Source organism: Lacinutrix sp. MEBiC02404, assembly GCF_053601575.1.
Window position 1 is genome coordinate 81,940 of the sequence record NZ_JBSHNV010000113.1, and the last position, 14,817, is coordinate 96,756.

General features: G+C 32.2%; 14 protein-coding genes. 1 reads left to right on the top strand and 13 read right to left on the bottom strand.

Annotated features, from left to right (window positions below):
- Window positions 1–22 precede the first annotated feature (22 nt).
- Entirely contained in the window at window positions 23–1,336 is a 1,314-nt protein-coding gene (gene der / locus ACVCXO_RS02655) for a ribosome biogenesis GTPase Der (protein WP_452228050.1), read from the bottom strand.
- A 266-nt stretch (window positions 1,337–1,602) separates the two neighbouring features.
- Between der and ACVCXO_RS02660 the strand changes: the two genes are divergently transcribed.
- On the top strand, window positions 1,603–2,124 hold the full coding sequence (locus ACVCXO_RS02660) for a GTP-binding protein (RefSeq protein WP_452228051.1): 522 nt from the start codon (window positions 1,603–1,605) through the stop codon (window positions 2,122–2,124).
- Between the two features lie 81 nt (window positions 2,125–2,205).
- On the opposite strand, the gene ACVCXO_RS02665 is transcribed toward ACVCXO_RS02660, so the two are convergent.
- The 12 genes from ACVCXO_RS02665 to ACVCXO_RS02720 form a co-directional block, all read right to left on the bottom strand.
- On the bottom strand, window positions 2,206–3,720 hold the full coding sequence (locus tag ACVCXO_RS02665; RefSeq protein ID WP_452228052.1) for a choice-of-anchor I family protein: 1,515 nt from the start codon (window positions 3,718–3,720) through the stop codon (window positions 2,206–2,208).
- Window positions 3,721–3,805: 85 nt separating this feature from the next.
- Entirely contained in the window at window positions 3,806–4,684 is an 879-nt protein-coding gene (gene era / locus ACVCXO_RS02670; RefSeq protein ID WP_452228053.1) for a GTPase Era, read from the bottom strand.
- A gap of 49 nt (window positions 4,685–4,733) precedes the next feature.
- Window positions 4,734–5,516, bottom strand: a complete 783-nt coding sequence (locus tag ACVCXO_RS02675; protein WP_452228054.1) for a patatin-like phospholipase family protein — start codon at window positions 5,514–5,516, stop codon at window positions 4,734–4,736.
- 40 nt (window positions 5,517–5,556) lie between these two features.
- Complete coding sequence (locus tag ACVCXO_RS02680) at window positions 5,557–6,147, bottom strand: DUF6134 family protein (RefSeq protein WP_452228055.1); 591 nt, start codon at window positions 6,145–6,147, stop codon at window positions 5,557–5,559.
- Window positions 6,148–6,307: 160 nt separating this feature from the next.
- Window positions 6,308–6,961 carry a fructose-6-phosphate aldolase gene (gene fsa / locus ACVCXO_RS02685; protein ID WP_055444517.1) on the bottom strand — a complete coding sequence of 218 codons (654 nt, stop codon included), beginning with the start codon at window positions 6,959–6,961 and terminating at the stop codon, window positions 6,308–6,310.
- Window positions 6,962–6,971: 10 nt separating this feature from the next.
- The gene (locus tag ACVCXO_RS02690) at window positions 6,972–9,008 is read right to left on the bottom strand and encodes a transketolase family protein (protein ID WP_452228056.1); all 2,037 of its coding nucleotides are present in this window, start codon (window positions 9,006–9,008) and stop codon (window positions 6,972–6,974) included.
- A gap of 218 nt (window positions 9,009–9,226) precedes the next feature.
- Window positions 9,227–9,673: a hypothetical protein gene (locus ACVCXO_RS02695; RefSeq protein WP_452228057.1), complete on the bottom strand. Its 447-nt coding sequence runs from the start codon at window positions 9,671–9,673 to the stop codon at window positions 9,227–9,229.
- 33 nt (window positions 9,674–9,706) lie between these two features.
- Window positions 9,707–11,080, bottom strand: a complete 1,374-nt coding sequence (locus ACVCXO_RS02700) for an MBL fold metallo-hydrolase RNA specificity domain-containing protein (protein WP_452228095.1) — start codon at window positions 11,078–11,080, stop codon at window positions 9,707–9,709.
- 11 nt (window positions 11,081–11,091) lie between these two features.
- Window positions 11,092–11,934, bottom strand: a complete 843-nt coding sequence (locus tag ACVCXO_RS02705) for an ATP cone domain-containing protein (protein WP_452228058.1) — start codon at window positions 11,932–11,934, stop codon at window positions 11,092–11,094.
- A gap of 17 nt (window positions 11,935–11,951) precedes the next feature.
- Window positions 11,952–12,785: a universal stress protein gene (locus ACVCXO_RS02710; RefSeq protein WP_452228059.1), complete on the bottom strand. Its 834-nt coding sequence runs from the start codon at window positions 12,783–12,785 to the stop codon at window positions 11,952–11,954.
- Window positions 12,786–12,795: 10 nt separating this feature from the next.
- Window positions 12,796–13,638 carry a universal stress protein gene (locus tag ACVCXO_RS02715; protein ID WP_452228060.1) on the bottom strand — a complete coding sequence of 281 codons (843 nt, stop codon included), beginning with the start codon at window positions 13,636–13,638 and terminating at the stop codon, window positions 12,796–12,798.
- A 15-nt stretch (window positions 13,639–13,653) separates the two neighbouring features.
- Window positions 13,654–14,502: a universal stress protein gene (locus tag ACVCXO_RS02720; protein WP_452228061.1), complete on the bottom strand. Its 849-nt coding sequence runs from the start codon at window positions 14,500–14,502 to the stop codon at window positions 13,654–13,656.
- Between the last annotated feature and the right edge of the window lie 315 nt (window positions 14,503–14,817).

Sequence of the window (14,817 nt, forward strand, 5' to 3'; positions counted from 1 at the left end):
CTACATATTAATTTAAACTTTATTACTTCTTACGCATATACACGCTTATTGGAACACCATGAAAATCGAATTTTTCACGTAATTTATTTTCCAAGAATCGTTTGTAAGGATCTTTTACGTATTGTGGTAAGTTACAGAAAAATGCAAATTGCGGTTGCGGTGTAGGCAATTGCATGATATATTTAATTTTTACAAATTTCGCTTTAAGTGCTGGTGGCGGACGGTTTTCTATTATTGGTAACATTACCTCATTAAGCACACTTGTTTTAATACGTTTGCTTCTATTCTTGTAAACCTCAACCGCAGTTTCAATAGCTTTATAAATACGTTGTTTGTTTAATACAGAAATAAATACAACTGGCACATCGGTAAAAGGCTCCATTTGTTGTTTAATTGCTCGCTCAAACTCTTTCATGGTTCTGTTGTCCTTATCCTCAACTAAATCCCATTTGTTTACTAGAACGACAATACCTTTTCTGTTACGTTGTGCTAGCCAAAAGATATTTTGTACTTGCCCATCAAAACCACGAGTAGCATCTAAAACTACAAGACAAACATCACAATGCTCAATAGCTCTTACGCTTCGCATTACAGAATAAAATTCTAAATCTTCTTTTACTTTCGATTTTTTTCTAATTCCTGCAGTATCTACAAGATTAAATTCAAAACCAAAACGATTGTATTTGGTATCGATAGAATCTCTAGTTGTTCCAGCAATATCTGTAACAATGTATCTGTCTTCTCCAATTAATGCATTTATAAAGGAAGATTTTCCTGCATTTGGACGACCAACTACTGCAAAACGAGGAAGTGCTTCCGCTTCTTCTTCTACTTCTTCCACTTCTGGTAAAGCTTTTACAAGATCATCTAATAAATCTCCTGTACCACTTCCATTTATACTTGCAACGGTATAATATTCACCTAGACCTAAAGAATAAAATTCTACAGCATCTTCGGCACGTTTACCATTATCTACTTTATTAACTACTAAAAAAACAGGTTTTGTAATTTTACGAAGTAATTTAGCCACATCTTCGTCCATTCCTGTAACACCAGATTCTACATCTACCATAAAGATAATGGCATCTGCTTCATCGATAGCTAATTCTACTTGTTTGTCAATCTCAGCTTCAAAAACATCATCGCTTCCTTTGACATATCCTCCAGTATCGATTAACGAAAATTCTTTTCCGTTCCAGTCACTTTTACCGTAATGTCTATCTCTAGTTACACCACTTACTGCATCTACAATGGCTTCTCTTCGTTGAATTAAACGGTTAAAAAATGTTGATTTTCCAACATTTGGTCTTCCTACAATAGCTACTATATTACTCATAATTTCATGTTTTAATCTGCCTTACATATCCTGTAAGCGGCTGCAAAGGTAGTGTTTAGTTATCGATTTGATTGATTTATTTTTCAAATAGCACAAAAATCGTTTCAATACGGTCTTATTACTTTCATTTTTCCGTGGTATCGCCTCATAAGCCTCTACACCTCAGTATTTTAACTATATTCCAAAAGGCTAATTTTCATTTCTAAATAAAAAACACAAATGAGTTCCTAGAAAAACGGTACATTGATACTTTAAAAATAAGCAAAATGTCTTTAACCAACGAAATAATATTAAGGCCACGTTTTAAATTTGAAGCAAAGCTAGATAATGAAACGCTTTTAAAACTATTTGAAGAAACTAAAAACACACAAAACGATTTTATTGTCTCAAGAATCGATGATCATGTTTTTATTAAAATACCTAAAGCAAAGCAACACTTTTGGTCGCCACAATTGCATTTAGAAATTAATAGAAACGAAACCAACACAAATAGTACTATTCATGGTTTATTTGGTCCGAACCCAACCGTTTGGACGATGTTTATGTTTTTCCACTTTATAGTTATAGGACTGTTTTTTGGTTTTGGCGTTTGGGCATATACCAGTTGGTCTTTAAATACTAATTATTCCATACAACTAGCAATAACCCTATTTATGATTGTGGTTTGGATGGCGCTTTATTTTGGTGGAAGCATTGGAAAAAAAACGGGAACAGCACAAATGTATGAGCTGCACCATTTTATGCGTGACACTTTAAGAAGTAAAGGTATTCATGCAATGCATACCTAAACACACCATAATACATTAATACATTATATAAAAAAAAGCCTTAGTACATACTAAGGCTTTTTTAGGTGCTATATCTTTTTATTACTCGTTTTCATAAAAACTTACGGTACCGCTATCTTCATTAGAAACTACCAACAAATCTTTTCCTGTAGGGCTAGTTGTTGCTGGAATAACTAAAATTCCTTCTGGAGCTTCGTCACCAGAATGCGATAATATAGATAAAAATTCTGGCGAAGTTGGATTTGTAATATCATACACCATCACTTGATCTGTACGTTCTAAACCAACAAAAAGAATGTAACGCTGATTGCCAATATTTAAAACTTCAACAGATTCTGGTTCTGCTCCTTTATCATCACTTCGCTTATCTTCGTCATTAAATTGATTAGGAGACAAAGCCAATGTTTCTCTAGCAATACTATTTCCACTATCATACATTAGGTTTCCGTTTGCAGACCACACACTAAAAGATCGTGCTCCATACGAATAGATTACATCCATATCACCATCATTATCGGTATCTCCCAAAGTATTTGTTGTTTTTAGCCGACCTAAGTTTATTTCGTTTTGATAGTCTTCTATTAGCGGAAAAGCAGTTTCGTCTAAAGTTAAATCGTCTACTCTTTCCTCTTCGGAAAAACCATCATAATCTCTAGAATCGCCTTCATTAGCAGAAATGATATAATCTGTACCATTAATATTCACATTTACAATAGCATCTGGTTGATACATACCAAAAACTGGCCAATTTTTTAATTCGGAAACATTATCTTTATCACTTGCATCTAATGCATTTCCTGCGGCGTTATAATCTTTAAATCCGAATGGATAAATAGCTTCAATAGTTTTAGAAACTAAATTCACTTTAGCCATTCCGTTGTTTTCCTGTAAGGACACCCAAGCAGTTTGGGAGTCCTCAGAAACAGCAACATATTCTGGTTCTACATCTTGTGCTAATGTTGCTCCCGGACCAAAAACTCTAAAACCTTGTGCTTCTAAAGTAGCTTGTTTTGCATTAAAGCTGGTAAAATCTAAGGTAGTAGTTGTATTATTTGTTAAATCTATAATACTAATAGTTCCCATAGGATCTACTGTATAGTCATCATTTGGCTCTCCTTCATTAGCCGAAACAATTAAATTTCCGTCTTTTGAAAAAGTTACCATATCTGGTAATGCTCCAACATTATATTGGTTTAATAACGAATCATCTTCTGTATTAAAAACTAAAATTTTTCCAGGGTCTTGTTTTACGGAAGCTTCTACTGCAACGGCTAATTTTCCATCTTTTACAGCAACACTATTAGGAGATCCATAAGCACTTAAACTTATAGACGCTTCTTGCAAAGGAGCATTTATATTGGAAATATTAAAAACAGAAATTTCATTAGATGCTACATTTACAATGTATAACTTGTTTGTTAATGCATCAAAAGCGGAGATTTCTGAAGCGCCTTCACCACCTACATTAATAGTAGATTTATACTGAAAGTTTACTGTTGTATTTATTGGCGTGTTTTGCGAATTGTTATCATCGCTATCACAATTAAAAAATATTGTGACACATAATACTAATAAAAGGGTGTTTACATTCTTCATATTTGGTTGATTTATTTATCCTCCAAATATGATGCTTGCACTTTAAGTTAAGGTTAGCTTAATAAAAAGAAACTATTAGCAATGGTTAGTTATTGTAACCAAAACGTTTCAACTGTCTTTGGTTACTTCTCCAGTTTTTATTCACTTTTACATAAAGCTCTAAATGGATTTGCTTACCAAAGAATTTTTCTAAATCTTTTCTAGCTTCTACTCCTACTCTTTTTAAAGCAGCTCCTTTATGACCTATAATAATTCCTTTTTGCGTTTCCCGTTCTACCATAATTACAGAACGAATACGAATGATTTTTTCTTCTTCAAAAAACTCTTCGGTATCTACCTCTACTGCATACGGAATTTCCTTTTTATAATGCATTAGGATTTTCTCTCTAATGGTTTCGTTTATAAAAAAACGTTCTGGCTTATCGGTAAGCTGGTCTTTTGGATAAAACGGAGGAGATTCTGGAAGTAATTCAATAATTCTATCAAAGACTTCTTTTACATTAAAACCTTCTAAAGCAGAAATAGGAAAAATCTCTCCATTTGGCACTTTTTCTTGCCAAGTTTGTACTTGTTCTTCTAATTGTGCTTGGTCGGATTTATCAATCTTATTAAGCAATAATAAAACAGGGATTTTGGAATTGGTTATTTTATTAAAAAACGCTTCATCTTTTAATTCTTTTTCACCAATCTCTACCATGTAGATTAGCACATCTGCATCTTCAAAGGCAGATTTCACAAACCCCATCATAGATTGTTGCAACTCGTAAGCTGGTTTTATAATTCCTGGCGTATCAGAAAGCACTACTTGAAAATCTTCCCCATTAACAATACCTAAAATTCTATGACGCGTTGTTTGCGCTTTAGATGTGATAATAGATAGTTTTTCGCCAACAAAGGCATTCATTAGTGTAGACTTACCAACGTTTGGATTTCCAATAATATTTACAAAACCTGCTTTGTGCATTTCTTTACATTTTGCTGCAAAGATACGTTTCTTTTTTAGAAAATTACATCTATAAATTCGCTATAATTCCTTCTAGTTTAGATGCATTACTCTCTAGTTTTTCTTTCGTATGGCTATAACCTAGATCAAATATGGCATCCATACTTTTCATACTAAACGTACCAAAATTTATAAGTTCCTCTGGGGAAATCACTAAATCAAAATCCGAAAACTTCGATATAGAATGGGATTCTGCCATAATTTTATATGCTCTTTCCAATACGGAATAAGAGTGTTTTAAGCTTTTTACTTTAATTGGTTTTAAAGGATTTACATACACACCAATAATAGATGAACATATATCTTTTAAAGGTTCTATAGGGAAGTTATTGAGTACACCACCATCTATATAATGGAATTTCCCAATATTAACAGGAGTAAAAACACCAGGAAAAGAAGCAGATGCTAATATTGGTTTTATTAATTCGCCAGCGCTAAAAACCTCTAGTTTACCAGTTTCTATATTGGTAGCCGTAACAAAAAGTCTTTTCTGCAAACTATTAAAATCATCGATTGGAAAAAAGCTCTTAAACTCATCGGCAAGCTTTTCGGTATCTATAAAACCTGGTTTTTTAAACGTGAATTTACTCGTCTTAAAAACGGGTACCGTTTTAAAAAAATGAAGTATTTCTTCCCAACCTAAACCTGCAGCATATAAAGAACCGACAATTGCTCCTGCACTTGTACCCGAAATATGTGTAGGATATATTCCTGCTTCTTCTAGTGCTTTGATAGCACCAATATGAGCGACTCCTCGAACGCCGCCACCGGATAAAACTAATCCTATGTTCATTTATTTCTCTGAAATTTTATTCCCTTCTAGATAACTTCTTCTATTTCGCTATCATTTGAAAACTAATTAATCCGCCATCCACTTCTACCTTCATAAGCTTTCCATTTTTATAGTAATAGATATTTTCTTTTCCTTTAGCATTGACTTTCTTGTAAGTATGATTCCCTAATGGTATAATGGTATTTATACTTCCATCTTCTTCCGAGAAACAAAAACTAATATTTTCTGGTTCTACAAAGTACATTAAAATCGTGCTGTATTTAATGGTTTTATTAAAAACTATTGTCTTGTCTTCATTTTGCTGAATGAGATAATGATCGTCTAACCACTGTGTTTTAGTTTCTGCATGTGGTTTATTATTTACGGTAATATGCACATCTGCTTTTTCTAAATTATTAGCATTAAAAATCACATTATATTTATAATTTACGGTAATATCTTTTATAAATCTAGTGGTGATATTGGTAGAACTTTGATAATGCGCTTTTGCATCCTTAAAACTTTTAGTTGCCTGAAGCTGTCCTACTACTTTGTCTTTTAAAACAATATCAAATTTTAAATGCGTATCGTTTGTATGCAAACCTTGATCTGGATACGATAACATATGGAATAGAAATAAGCACCAAATCATTTAAATAACGTTTTATATTAGACTACAAATTACCACATTTAATCTACTAGAAAAAAATAACTCTTGCTTAATATGAAAAGGATAAAAAAGAGTTTTTATAAATAAAAAAACAGGCTATATTTAAAATATAGCCTGTTCAAATATAGTTCTAATAAAGGCTTTAATTTCCTTTATTATAATCTTCTAAAAATTTAGCTAATCCACTATCTGTTAATGGGTGCTTTAACAATCCTGTAATAGAAGATAAAGGTCCTGTCATTACATCTGCACCGATTTTAGCGCAGTTAATAACGTGCATGGTGTTACGAATAGATGCTGCTAATATTTGTGTTTGAAATCCGTAATTATCATAAATTATTCTAATTTCATCTACAAGGTTTAAACCATCTGTAGAGATATCGTCTAGTCTTCCTAAGAAAGGAGAAACATAAGTTGCTCCAGCTTTAGCAGCTAATAATGCTTGTCCTGCTGAAAAAACTAAAGTTACGTTCGTTTTAATTCCTTTATCAGAAAAATACTTACATGCTTTTACACCATCTGCAATCATAGGAAGTTTTACAACAATCTGAGGATGCAATGCAGCTAAAGCCTCACCTTCTTTTACCATACCATCAAAATCTGTAGCAATAACTTCAGCCGAAACATCGCCTTCTACTACTTCACAAATCTTTTTGTAATGGTTTAAAATATTTTCTGCTCCAGTAATTCCTTCTTTAGCCATTAAAGACGGATTGGTTGTTACACCATCTAAAACACCTAAATCTTGTGCTTCTTTAATTTGGTCTAGGTTTGCTGTGTCAATAAAAAATTTCATATCTATTATGTTATACGGTTTGTAAATATTCTAATACTTGTTTGCTTACTTTTTCGCCAGTAAATCCGAATTTCTCGTCTAATACTTTTGCTGGTGCAGAATAACCAAAGTGATCTAAACCAAAAACTTTACCAGAATCCCCAACTAAACCTTCTAAGTTTACTGGTAAACCTGCTGTTAAACCAAATAACGGTTTATTTTTAGGAATCACGCTATTTTGATATTCTTTAGATTGTAATCTAAAAACACCTTCTGAAATTACAGAAGCGATATTCACTTTTAAATTATTCTCTTTCTCCAATATTTCTGCTGCAGCAAATAATGTTGCAACTTCCGATCCGTTTGCGATTAAAACAACATCTGGATTTCCTACTTCTTTTACTAAGTAACCACCTTTTTCGGCAGCTAAAGCTTCGTTATATCTAGAATCTCCTTGTGCTTCGATATCTTTAATACCTTGTCTAGATAAAATTAAACCAGTTGGTCTGCTTTTGTTTTCTAAAGCCATTTTCCAAGCCACGCTAGTTTCTGCAGAATCTGCAGGACGTAATGCTAAGAAACTAGGATCTCCACTATGATTTTTTAATTTTTCTAATAAACGTATTTGTGCTTCTTGTTCAATTGGCTGGTGTGTTGGTCCATCTTCACCAACTCTAAATGCGTCATGAGTCCAAACAAATTTCACACCTAATTCTTGTAGTGCACTTAAACGAATTGCAGGTTTCATATAATCGGAGAACACAAAGAATGTTGCTACTACAGGAATAACTCCTCCGTGTAATGCTAATCCGTTTGCAATACAAGCCATGGTTAACTCGGCAACACCTGCCTGTAAGAAAGAACCTGAAAAGTCTCCTTTTTGTATGGCATGTGTTTTCTTTAAGAAACCATCTGTTTTATCCGAATTGGATAAATCTGCAGAAGAAACAATCATGTTTTCTACATTCTCAGCCAAATATCCTAGTACTCCAGAAGATGCAGCTCTTGTTGCCAATCCTGCTTTATGTTCTATACTTGCGAAATCTAATTCTGGTAACTCTCCAGATAAGAAGAAGTCTAATTTAGTGGCTAATGCTTCGTTTGCTTTTCTCCAAGTAGCAATTTCTGCTTTCTTTTCTGCTGCTTGTGCCGTTTTCTCCGCTATAATATTTTTATAAAATGCCTGCACATCTTCATAAATATCAAAAGGACTTTCAGGATTCGCCCCTAAGTTTACTAATGTTTTTTCGTAATCTGCTCCTGTATTACTAATTGGTTGTCCGTGAGATTCACAGTGACCTTCAAACTTACTTCCATCTGCAGTAACACAACCTTTACCCATTATTGTTTTACCAATAATTAGCGTCGGTTTTTCCGTTTCGTTATTTGCGTCTGTTAAAGCTTTTCTAATTTCGTCATGGTTATGACCATCAATAGTTACTACTTTCCAACCCCAAGCTTCATACTTCATTGCAGTATTTTCTGAAGTTACCTCGTCTGTAGAAGTAGATAATTGAATATCATTAGAATCGAAAAACATAATAAAGTTATTCAAACCTAAATGACCAGCAATTCTACCAGCTCCTTGCGAAATTTCTTCTTGAATTCCACCATCTGAAATAAAACCATATACTTTATGATTCATCCAATCTCCAAAACGAGCTTGTAAAAACTTGGTAGCAATTGCAGCTCCAACTCCCATGGTGTGCCCTTGACCTAAAGGTCCAGAAGTGTTTTCAACACCTCTTGCAACATCTACTTCTGGATGACCAGGAGTATTAGATCCCCATTGTCTAAAGTTTGCTATATCGTCTTTTTTGTAATTTCCTAAAAGATAATATTGCGAATACATTAAAGTAGATAAATGACCAGCATCCATAAAAAAGCGATCTCTAGAAGCCCAAGTCATATCTGACGGATCAAAATTAAAGAATTCAGAATACAGAATATGCATAAAATCTGCTCCTCCCATTGGTCCACCTGGATGTCCTGAGTTGGCTTTTTCTACCATGGCTACTGCCAAGGCTCTTATGTTATCTGCTGCTTGTTGGTCAATTTGCTTGTTCATTTTTTATATTTTAATACGTTTAATAAACTTATTTTATTCTTATTATAATTAACGATGCAAAGATGCTGATTATTTTACAAAACCAATTGGTAAAACGGGTATAAATTATGAAGGTTATTACCATTTTATAAACATCTGTAATTCGTTCTTAAATAATAAAAAACCAAAGACTTATTTATTGTATTCTCTTAAATATAAAAAGGAAACTCTTGTGTTTACTATCTATTCATTAAACGGATTTGTTTTTCATCTTTTAGAATTCCTTTAAAGATTTGAAATAGTTGTGTTTTTAGATTTTTATATTCTATAAAAAAATCACTGATGATGTTAAGAAGTTCTTTGTGCTCTTTTTTATAGCTCATTTCTTCTTTGGGTTGCTTTATATTGTCTACCAAAATCTCTAGATCATTGGTATGTGTGTTAACAATATTTAAAAGTTCATCGGTTCTTTTTTGAGATCTATTTAAAACATCTACAATTTCTTTACTATTTGCAAATTCCTTTTTATCTATTAATTCTAGGGTATATGTTTTTACTAAGTCATCAAAAAATAGTTGTTCGTCTTTGATGAAGCTTAATTCGGAATACCATTTCTTGGATGCTTCATGCATTTCTGTTGCATTCATCAGTTCTAAATATTTAGCTTGTGTTTTTGTAGTTATCATAATTATATATTTTAAAGGTTATTTTTTCTACGATTAAATCTGGACTTTTTCGGTATCCAAAAGCTTCGGAATAGTTACATTCCAGTTAAATGTGTCTTTAATTTTTACTCTAAAAGCATCTAAAGCTGTTGGTTCACCATGCACTAGATATACTTTTTCTGGAACATTTTTAATAGCACGCATCCAGTTTATTAAACCGTTTTGATCTGCATGTGCAGAAAGGCTATCGATGTTTTTAATAGTGGCATTTACAGGATAATATTTTCCGAAGAATTTAATTTCATGTGCTCCTTCTAGTAATTGTCTTCCGCGAGTTCCTTCGGCCTGATAACCTACGAGCAACACGGTAGTAGATGATTCATCAATGAGCTGTTGCAAATAGGTTAAAACCCGACCTCCAGTTACCATACCACTTCCGGCAATAATAATTTTGGATCTTTTATCATCGATGGTTTCCCAGGTTTCTTTGTACGATTGAATAATATTCACATGATTACACATGGCTCTATAATTTTCTGGAGATAATTTATGCCATTTTGGAAAACGATTAAAAACTTCTAAAACGTTATTTCCCATTGGGCTATCGACAAAAATGGGAATGTTCGGAATCTTGTTTTCTTTATATAGTTTCCAAAGAATATACATAAGTGTTTGCAGACGCTCTACTGCAAAACTGGGTATGATTAGATTGCCTTTTTTATGTATGGTTTCTTTTATAATATCGGAAAGAATATGCTCGACATCTTCCTTTGGATGCAATTTATTTCCATAGGTACTTTCTATAAAGAGAAAATCTGCCCATTCTGGTTTTTTAGGATCGTTTAGCAAATAATCATCTGTTCTACCAATATCTCCAGAAAAGACGAATCGTTTTCCGTTAACATCTAACTCGATAAAAGTTGCACCAATTATATGTCCATTATATTGAAAACGATACGCTATTTTATCTGTAAATGAAATCCATTTATCTGCTACTTCTACTTGAAAGTGCTGTATTGTTCTTTCGGCATCTTTAATCGTGTAAAAAGGAAGAGCTGGCTGGTGTTTTGTAAACTTTTCTTTATTAGCCTTTTCAGCTTCTTCTTCATGAATTTTACCACTATCTTTTAAAATAATTTCTGCAATAGCCAAGGTTGGTGCTGTGCCTATAATTTTCCCTTTAAAACCTTGCTTTAATAATCGTGGTAGATAGCCAACATGATCTAAATGTCCATGTGTTAATAAAACCACATCTATATTTTCAACCTTAATTGGTAGCGCTTCCCAATTGCGTTCTCTAAGTTCTTTAAGTCCTTGAAACATACCGCAATCTACAAGTATCTTTTTACCAAAAGCCTCTAGTAAATATTTAGAACCTGTAACCGTTTTTGCGGCACCTAAGAATGTTATTTTAGCATAATCTGACATCATTTCTTATTTTAATTAGTACACAAACTTTTTATTTCTTCCAATATCTTTTCCTTTCTAACTTCAGAAACCCCTAAATGGTCTAAAAAGAAAGCATCATCCAGTAAATCTCTACATAAAACAACATCTCTACTTAGCAAAAATTGCTTCTCTCTATTGGTTAACAAGGTGGAAACGGTTATTGGGTACAATCCTAATCTATCTATTCTATCTTTCAACCCATCCTTTTTTGGGTAATCCCAACTTAACAAATACAGTCCTGCACATTTCCCAAATAGTGTGGCATCCTCTGTAAAACGTGTATTTGTTACTACCCAAGCAGCAGTGAGTTTGGTGCTGTTATTATTATTTGCATTCCAATGGGTTTTCACATCTATATATCTAGAGTTTATATATAAAGGAATTTTCACATTACAATTAAGACCTTGCTCCCCATGAAACTTACATTCTACCATCGTGGTATTCTCTTTTTTATGCGCTAGCACATCTATTTCGTGCTTTACACAAGTGCCTTGAAGAATATCTCCGGTCGATGTTTGATAACCAGAATATTTTAAAATTGCACTTATAAAATTTTCAAAAGGAAAACCTGTTGGTCCAAGCTCATAAATGGCTTTTTTAAGCTTGTATTTTGAAGCGAAATGCCTGTGCTTTTTTTTTAGTAATGCAAAAGCTCTATTATAAATTTCTTTAGTTGAAATACCTTGGTATAATTCGTCTCTAACAATATCTAAAATCTGATTCACCGTAGCTTTATTTGCTCCGCTACGCTGTAAAGAATTACGCAATTTATCTATAGAAAACTTCACCTTCTCCCCAGAAGATTTAATGATATTAATGTCTAAAGCATCCATAGTTTTAAAATTTTAAATTATTCTGGAATCACTAAAAAAGGAATTACAGGATGAAAACTAATTTTTTTAAGAACTGGCTCATTTATAACACTTTCAATAAAACTGTGTTTATAATTTACCATCGCAAGTATATTGATATCTAATTCTTCGATAAAATCATTAATTACACTTGCTTTTTTAGCATAGTTTGGCATCCAATGAAAACTGTGTTCTACTTGATTTAAGTATTCGTCTAATTCATTTATATTATATCGCTGTACTTCATTTAATTTCTTTTCTTCTTCAATATGAACTATTCTAATTTTAGAATTATACAATTCGGTTAGGTTTCGTAATACTTGAATTTCTTCCCCATTATAAAAACGATTATAATCTGTTGGAAAAGCAATTTGCGTTGGTTCTACAAAATCAAATTCATTTGGAACCACCAACAGCGGACAGGTTTTTACTTTATTTAAAACACGAACCGTATTGCTACCAAAAAATATATTTTCATTTTTAGATGCGCCTTTGGTTCCCATAATGACCATATCAATAGCATATTCTTCTATGCTCTTTTTAATAGCAACCTCTATTTTTTCAGCACTTAAAACCACTTCAAATTCATGTTTTTCATTTGCATTAGAAGCTATAGATTGTTCCTTTAATTCTGATAAATCTTTAGTAGCTCCTTCTTCTAATGCTTCTAAAAAATAATCGGTCACTAGGCTTCTTTTATATAAATTTTCGTCATTTATAGTATGCAAAAAATAAAAGACGCAAGACTCGTTTGCATACAACTTTAAGGCATATACTATTGCGCTCCATGCGTTATCTGAAAAATCTGTAGGTAGTAAAATATTTATTTTCATTTTTTAATGTTTATAATTTAGATGGAATTACTAGAAATGGAATATTTAAATGAAAACCGATTTGGTTTATGGTGGACTTGAAAAACAGATTCTCGAAAAAGGAATGTTTATTATTAATCATAACCAGTAAATTAATTTTAGTTTTTAGTTGAAATTCGTTTATCGCATCCTGCACATTATTATTTTTAACGTCATGAAATATGTGAGCAACATGCTTAAAATAAACTTTCAGATTTTCTTTATTTTGTTTTTGTTTTTCGGAAAGCGGTTCCCCATAATTAACATGTAAAATATTTACACGAAAATGATTGCTAGATGCTAAATGTAGTAATGGTTCTAGTTGGTTATCCTGAAAATCTAATCCATAATCTGTTGGAAACAAAACTTCAAGTACGGACTCAAATTCAAAACCACTAGGAATTGCTAAAACTGGTGATTTTATATTCTTAAAAACATGTACTGTATTAGATCCAAATAAAACACCTTGTACGTTGGAAGCTCCTTGTGTTCCCATAACCACCAAGTCGATTTTCTCACGTTTTACCTGTTCTTCTATTTCCGATATTAAAGTATTAAATGTAGAAATAGTTTCGACAGTATGTTTTGCGTTAGAATACGTTTTCTCTATCTCCTCTTTTATAGCAGATAAACCATTTAAGGAACTTTTCTTTACTATATCTAGTAGTTCAAATTGTGCACTACTCGTTTGCATATATTCCATTTGATATACAATTGGCGTGTATGTATTTAAAACATAAAAAGTACATACATCATCTTTAAATAGATTTAAGGCGTAGACTATAGCGTTCTTAGAATTGTCTGAAAAGTCTGTTGGTAATAGTATTTTTTTCATGATATTATTTTTAATTTATTCGCGTCTTAAATTTTGCATAACCAATAATGGAATAGCAATTTTTAAACTAATTTTATCTATTGTAGACCGAAATAATATGTTTTCTAAATAGGAATGTTGCGTATTCACCATTACTAAAAAATCTATACTATTATTCATAACATACGTATTGATGGCAGCATCGATTTTCTTACTATCTGTTTGATAAAAATTAATTTTGTTTTTACATACCGTTTCTTCAATAAAAGCTTTATTATCTTCTTGTCTAAAGGATAAGGCTTTGCTTTTAGAAACATAAAGCATATCTATTTTTGTTCGGTAAGGCGAAAGCAAATCGCACAGCAACTTGAGTTCTCTTCTTTTATAGGGAATCAAGTAATTGGTAGGGAACAATGCTTGCTTGGGCTTCTCATATACATAACCTTGAGGAATAGCCAATATAGGACATCGCACATATTTTAAAACCTGTAATGTATTGCTCCCAAAGGTTAGACTACTATTATTAGACTTTCCTTTTGTTCCCATAACAATAAGGTCTATATTTTCACTTTCTACTATTAAATCTGCTTCGTCTAGCAAAGAATTATAAGCGGATTTTGTAAAATATTTGAAATTCGGATTCGGAGAAATCTCTTTAACTTTATGTAACAAATTTGCTAAATTCACCTCCGATTGCTTTTTAACGCGTTCTACAATGGTATTGAAATCTGTTCTACTTAATAAGTCTTTATGATTATATACCTCAGCTTCATAAGCATGCATAAAATAAAATTCAGCTTTTTGGTAATTAAAAAATGCCAATGCATACCTAATAGCATTCATGGCATTGTCTGAAAAATCAGTGGGAATCAGTATTTTCATCATCGCTATAGTATTTAAGATTAATACCTTAAAATTAACGCCGACAACGATAAAAAACTATGACAAATATCAGTAAATAAAAATATTCTTATTTAATAACACACAAGAAAGCCAGACTTTTATCTGGCTTTCTATGGATAAATCGCTTCCGATTTAATTAACATGTAATTCCCTAAAACTACATTACAAATATAATTTACTAAAAACGAACAGAATATGATTTTTATCATATTTCTCTTTCGGTGTATCCCAAACCACTATTCATTTGACTCCTTCGACAATAAATTATAACAACTGATTTTTATCATAGTTTATTAA

Bases quoted from the DNA above. Each gene is read 5' to 3' on its own strand.
- ACVCXO_RS02675 (WP_452228054.1), bottom strand. From the start codon at position 5,516: ATGAACATAGGATTAGTTTTATCCGGTGGCGGCGTTCGAGGAGTCGCT.
- ACVCXO_RS02680 (WP_452228055.1), bottom strand. From the start codon at position 6,147: ATGATTTGGTGCTTATTTCTATTCCATATGTTATCGTATCCAGATCAA.
- ACVCXO_RS02720 (WP_452228061.1), bottom strand. From the start codon at position 14,502: ATGATGAAAATACTGATTCCCACTGATTTTTCAGACAATGCCATGAAT.
- ACVCXO_RS02705 (WP_452228058.1), bottom strand. From the start codon at position 11,934: ATGGATGCTTTAGACATTAATATCATTAAATCTTCTGGGGAGAAGGTG.
- ACVCXO_RS02690 (WP_452228056.1), bottom strand. From the start codon at position 9,008: ATGAACAAGCAAATTGACCAACAAGCAGCAGATAACATAAGAGCCTTG.
- fsa (WP_055444517.1), bottom strand. From the start codon at position 6,961: ATGAAATTTTTTATTGACACAGCAAACCTAGACCAAATTAAAGAAGCA.
- der (WP_452228050.1), bottom strand. From the start codon at position 1,336: ATGAGTAATATAGTAGCTATTGTAGGAAGACCAAATGTTGGAAAATCA.
- ACVCXO_RS02700 (WP_452228095.1), bottom strand. From the start codon at position 11,080: ATGTCAGATTATGCTAAAATAACATTCTTAGGTGCCGCAAAAACGGTT.
- ACVCXO_RS02660 (WP_452228051.1), top strand. From the start codon at position 1,603: ATGTCTTTAACCAACGAAATAATATTAAGGCCACGTTTTAAATTTGAA.
- ACVCXO_RS02695 (WP_452228057.1), bottom strand. From the start codon at position 9,673: ATGATAACTACAAAAACACAAGCTAAATATTTAGAACTGATGAATGCA.
- ACVCXO_RS02715 (WP_452228060.1), bottom strand. From the start codon at position 13,638: ATGAAAAAAATACTATTACCAACAGACTTTTCAGACAATTCTAAGAAC.
- ACVCXO_RS02665 (WP_452228052.1), bottom strand. From the start codon at position 3,720: ATGAAGAATGTAAACACCCTTTTATTAGTATTATGTGTCACAATATTT.
- ACVCXO_RS02710 (WP_452228059.1), bottom strand. From the start codon at position 12,785: ATGAAAATAAATATTTTACTACCTACAGATTTTTCAGATAACGCATGG.
- era (WP_452228053.1), bottom strand. From the start codon at position 4,684: ATGCACAAAGCAGGTTTTGTAAATATTATTGGAAATCCAAACGTTGGT.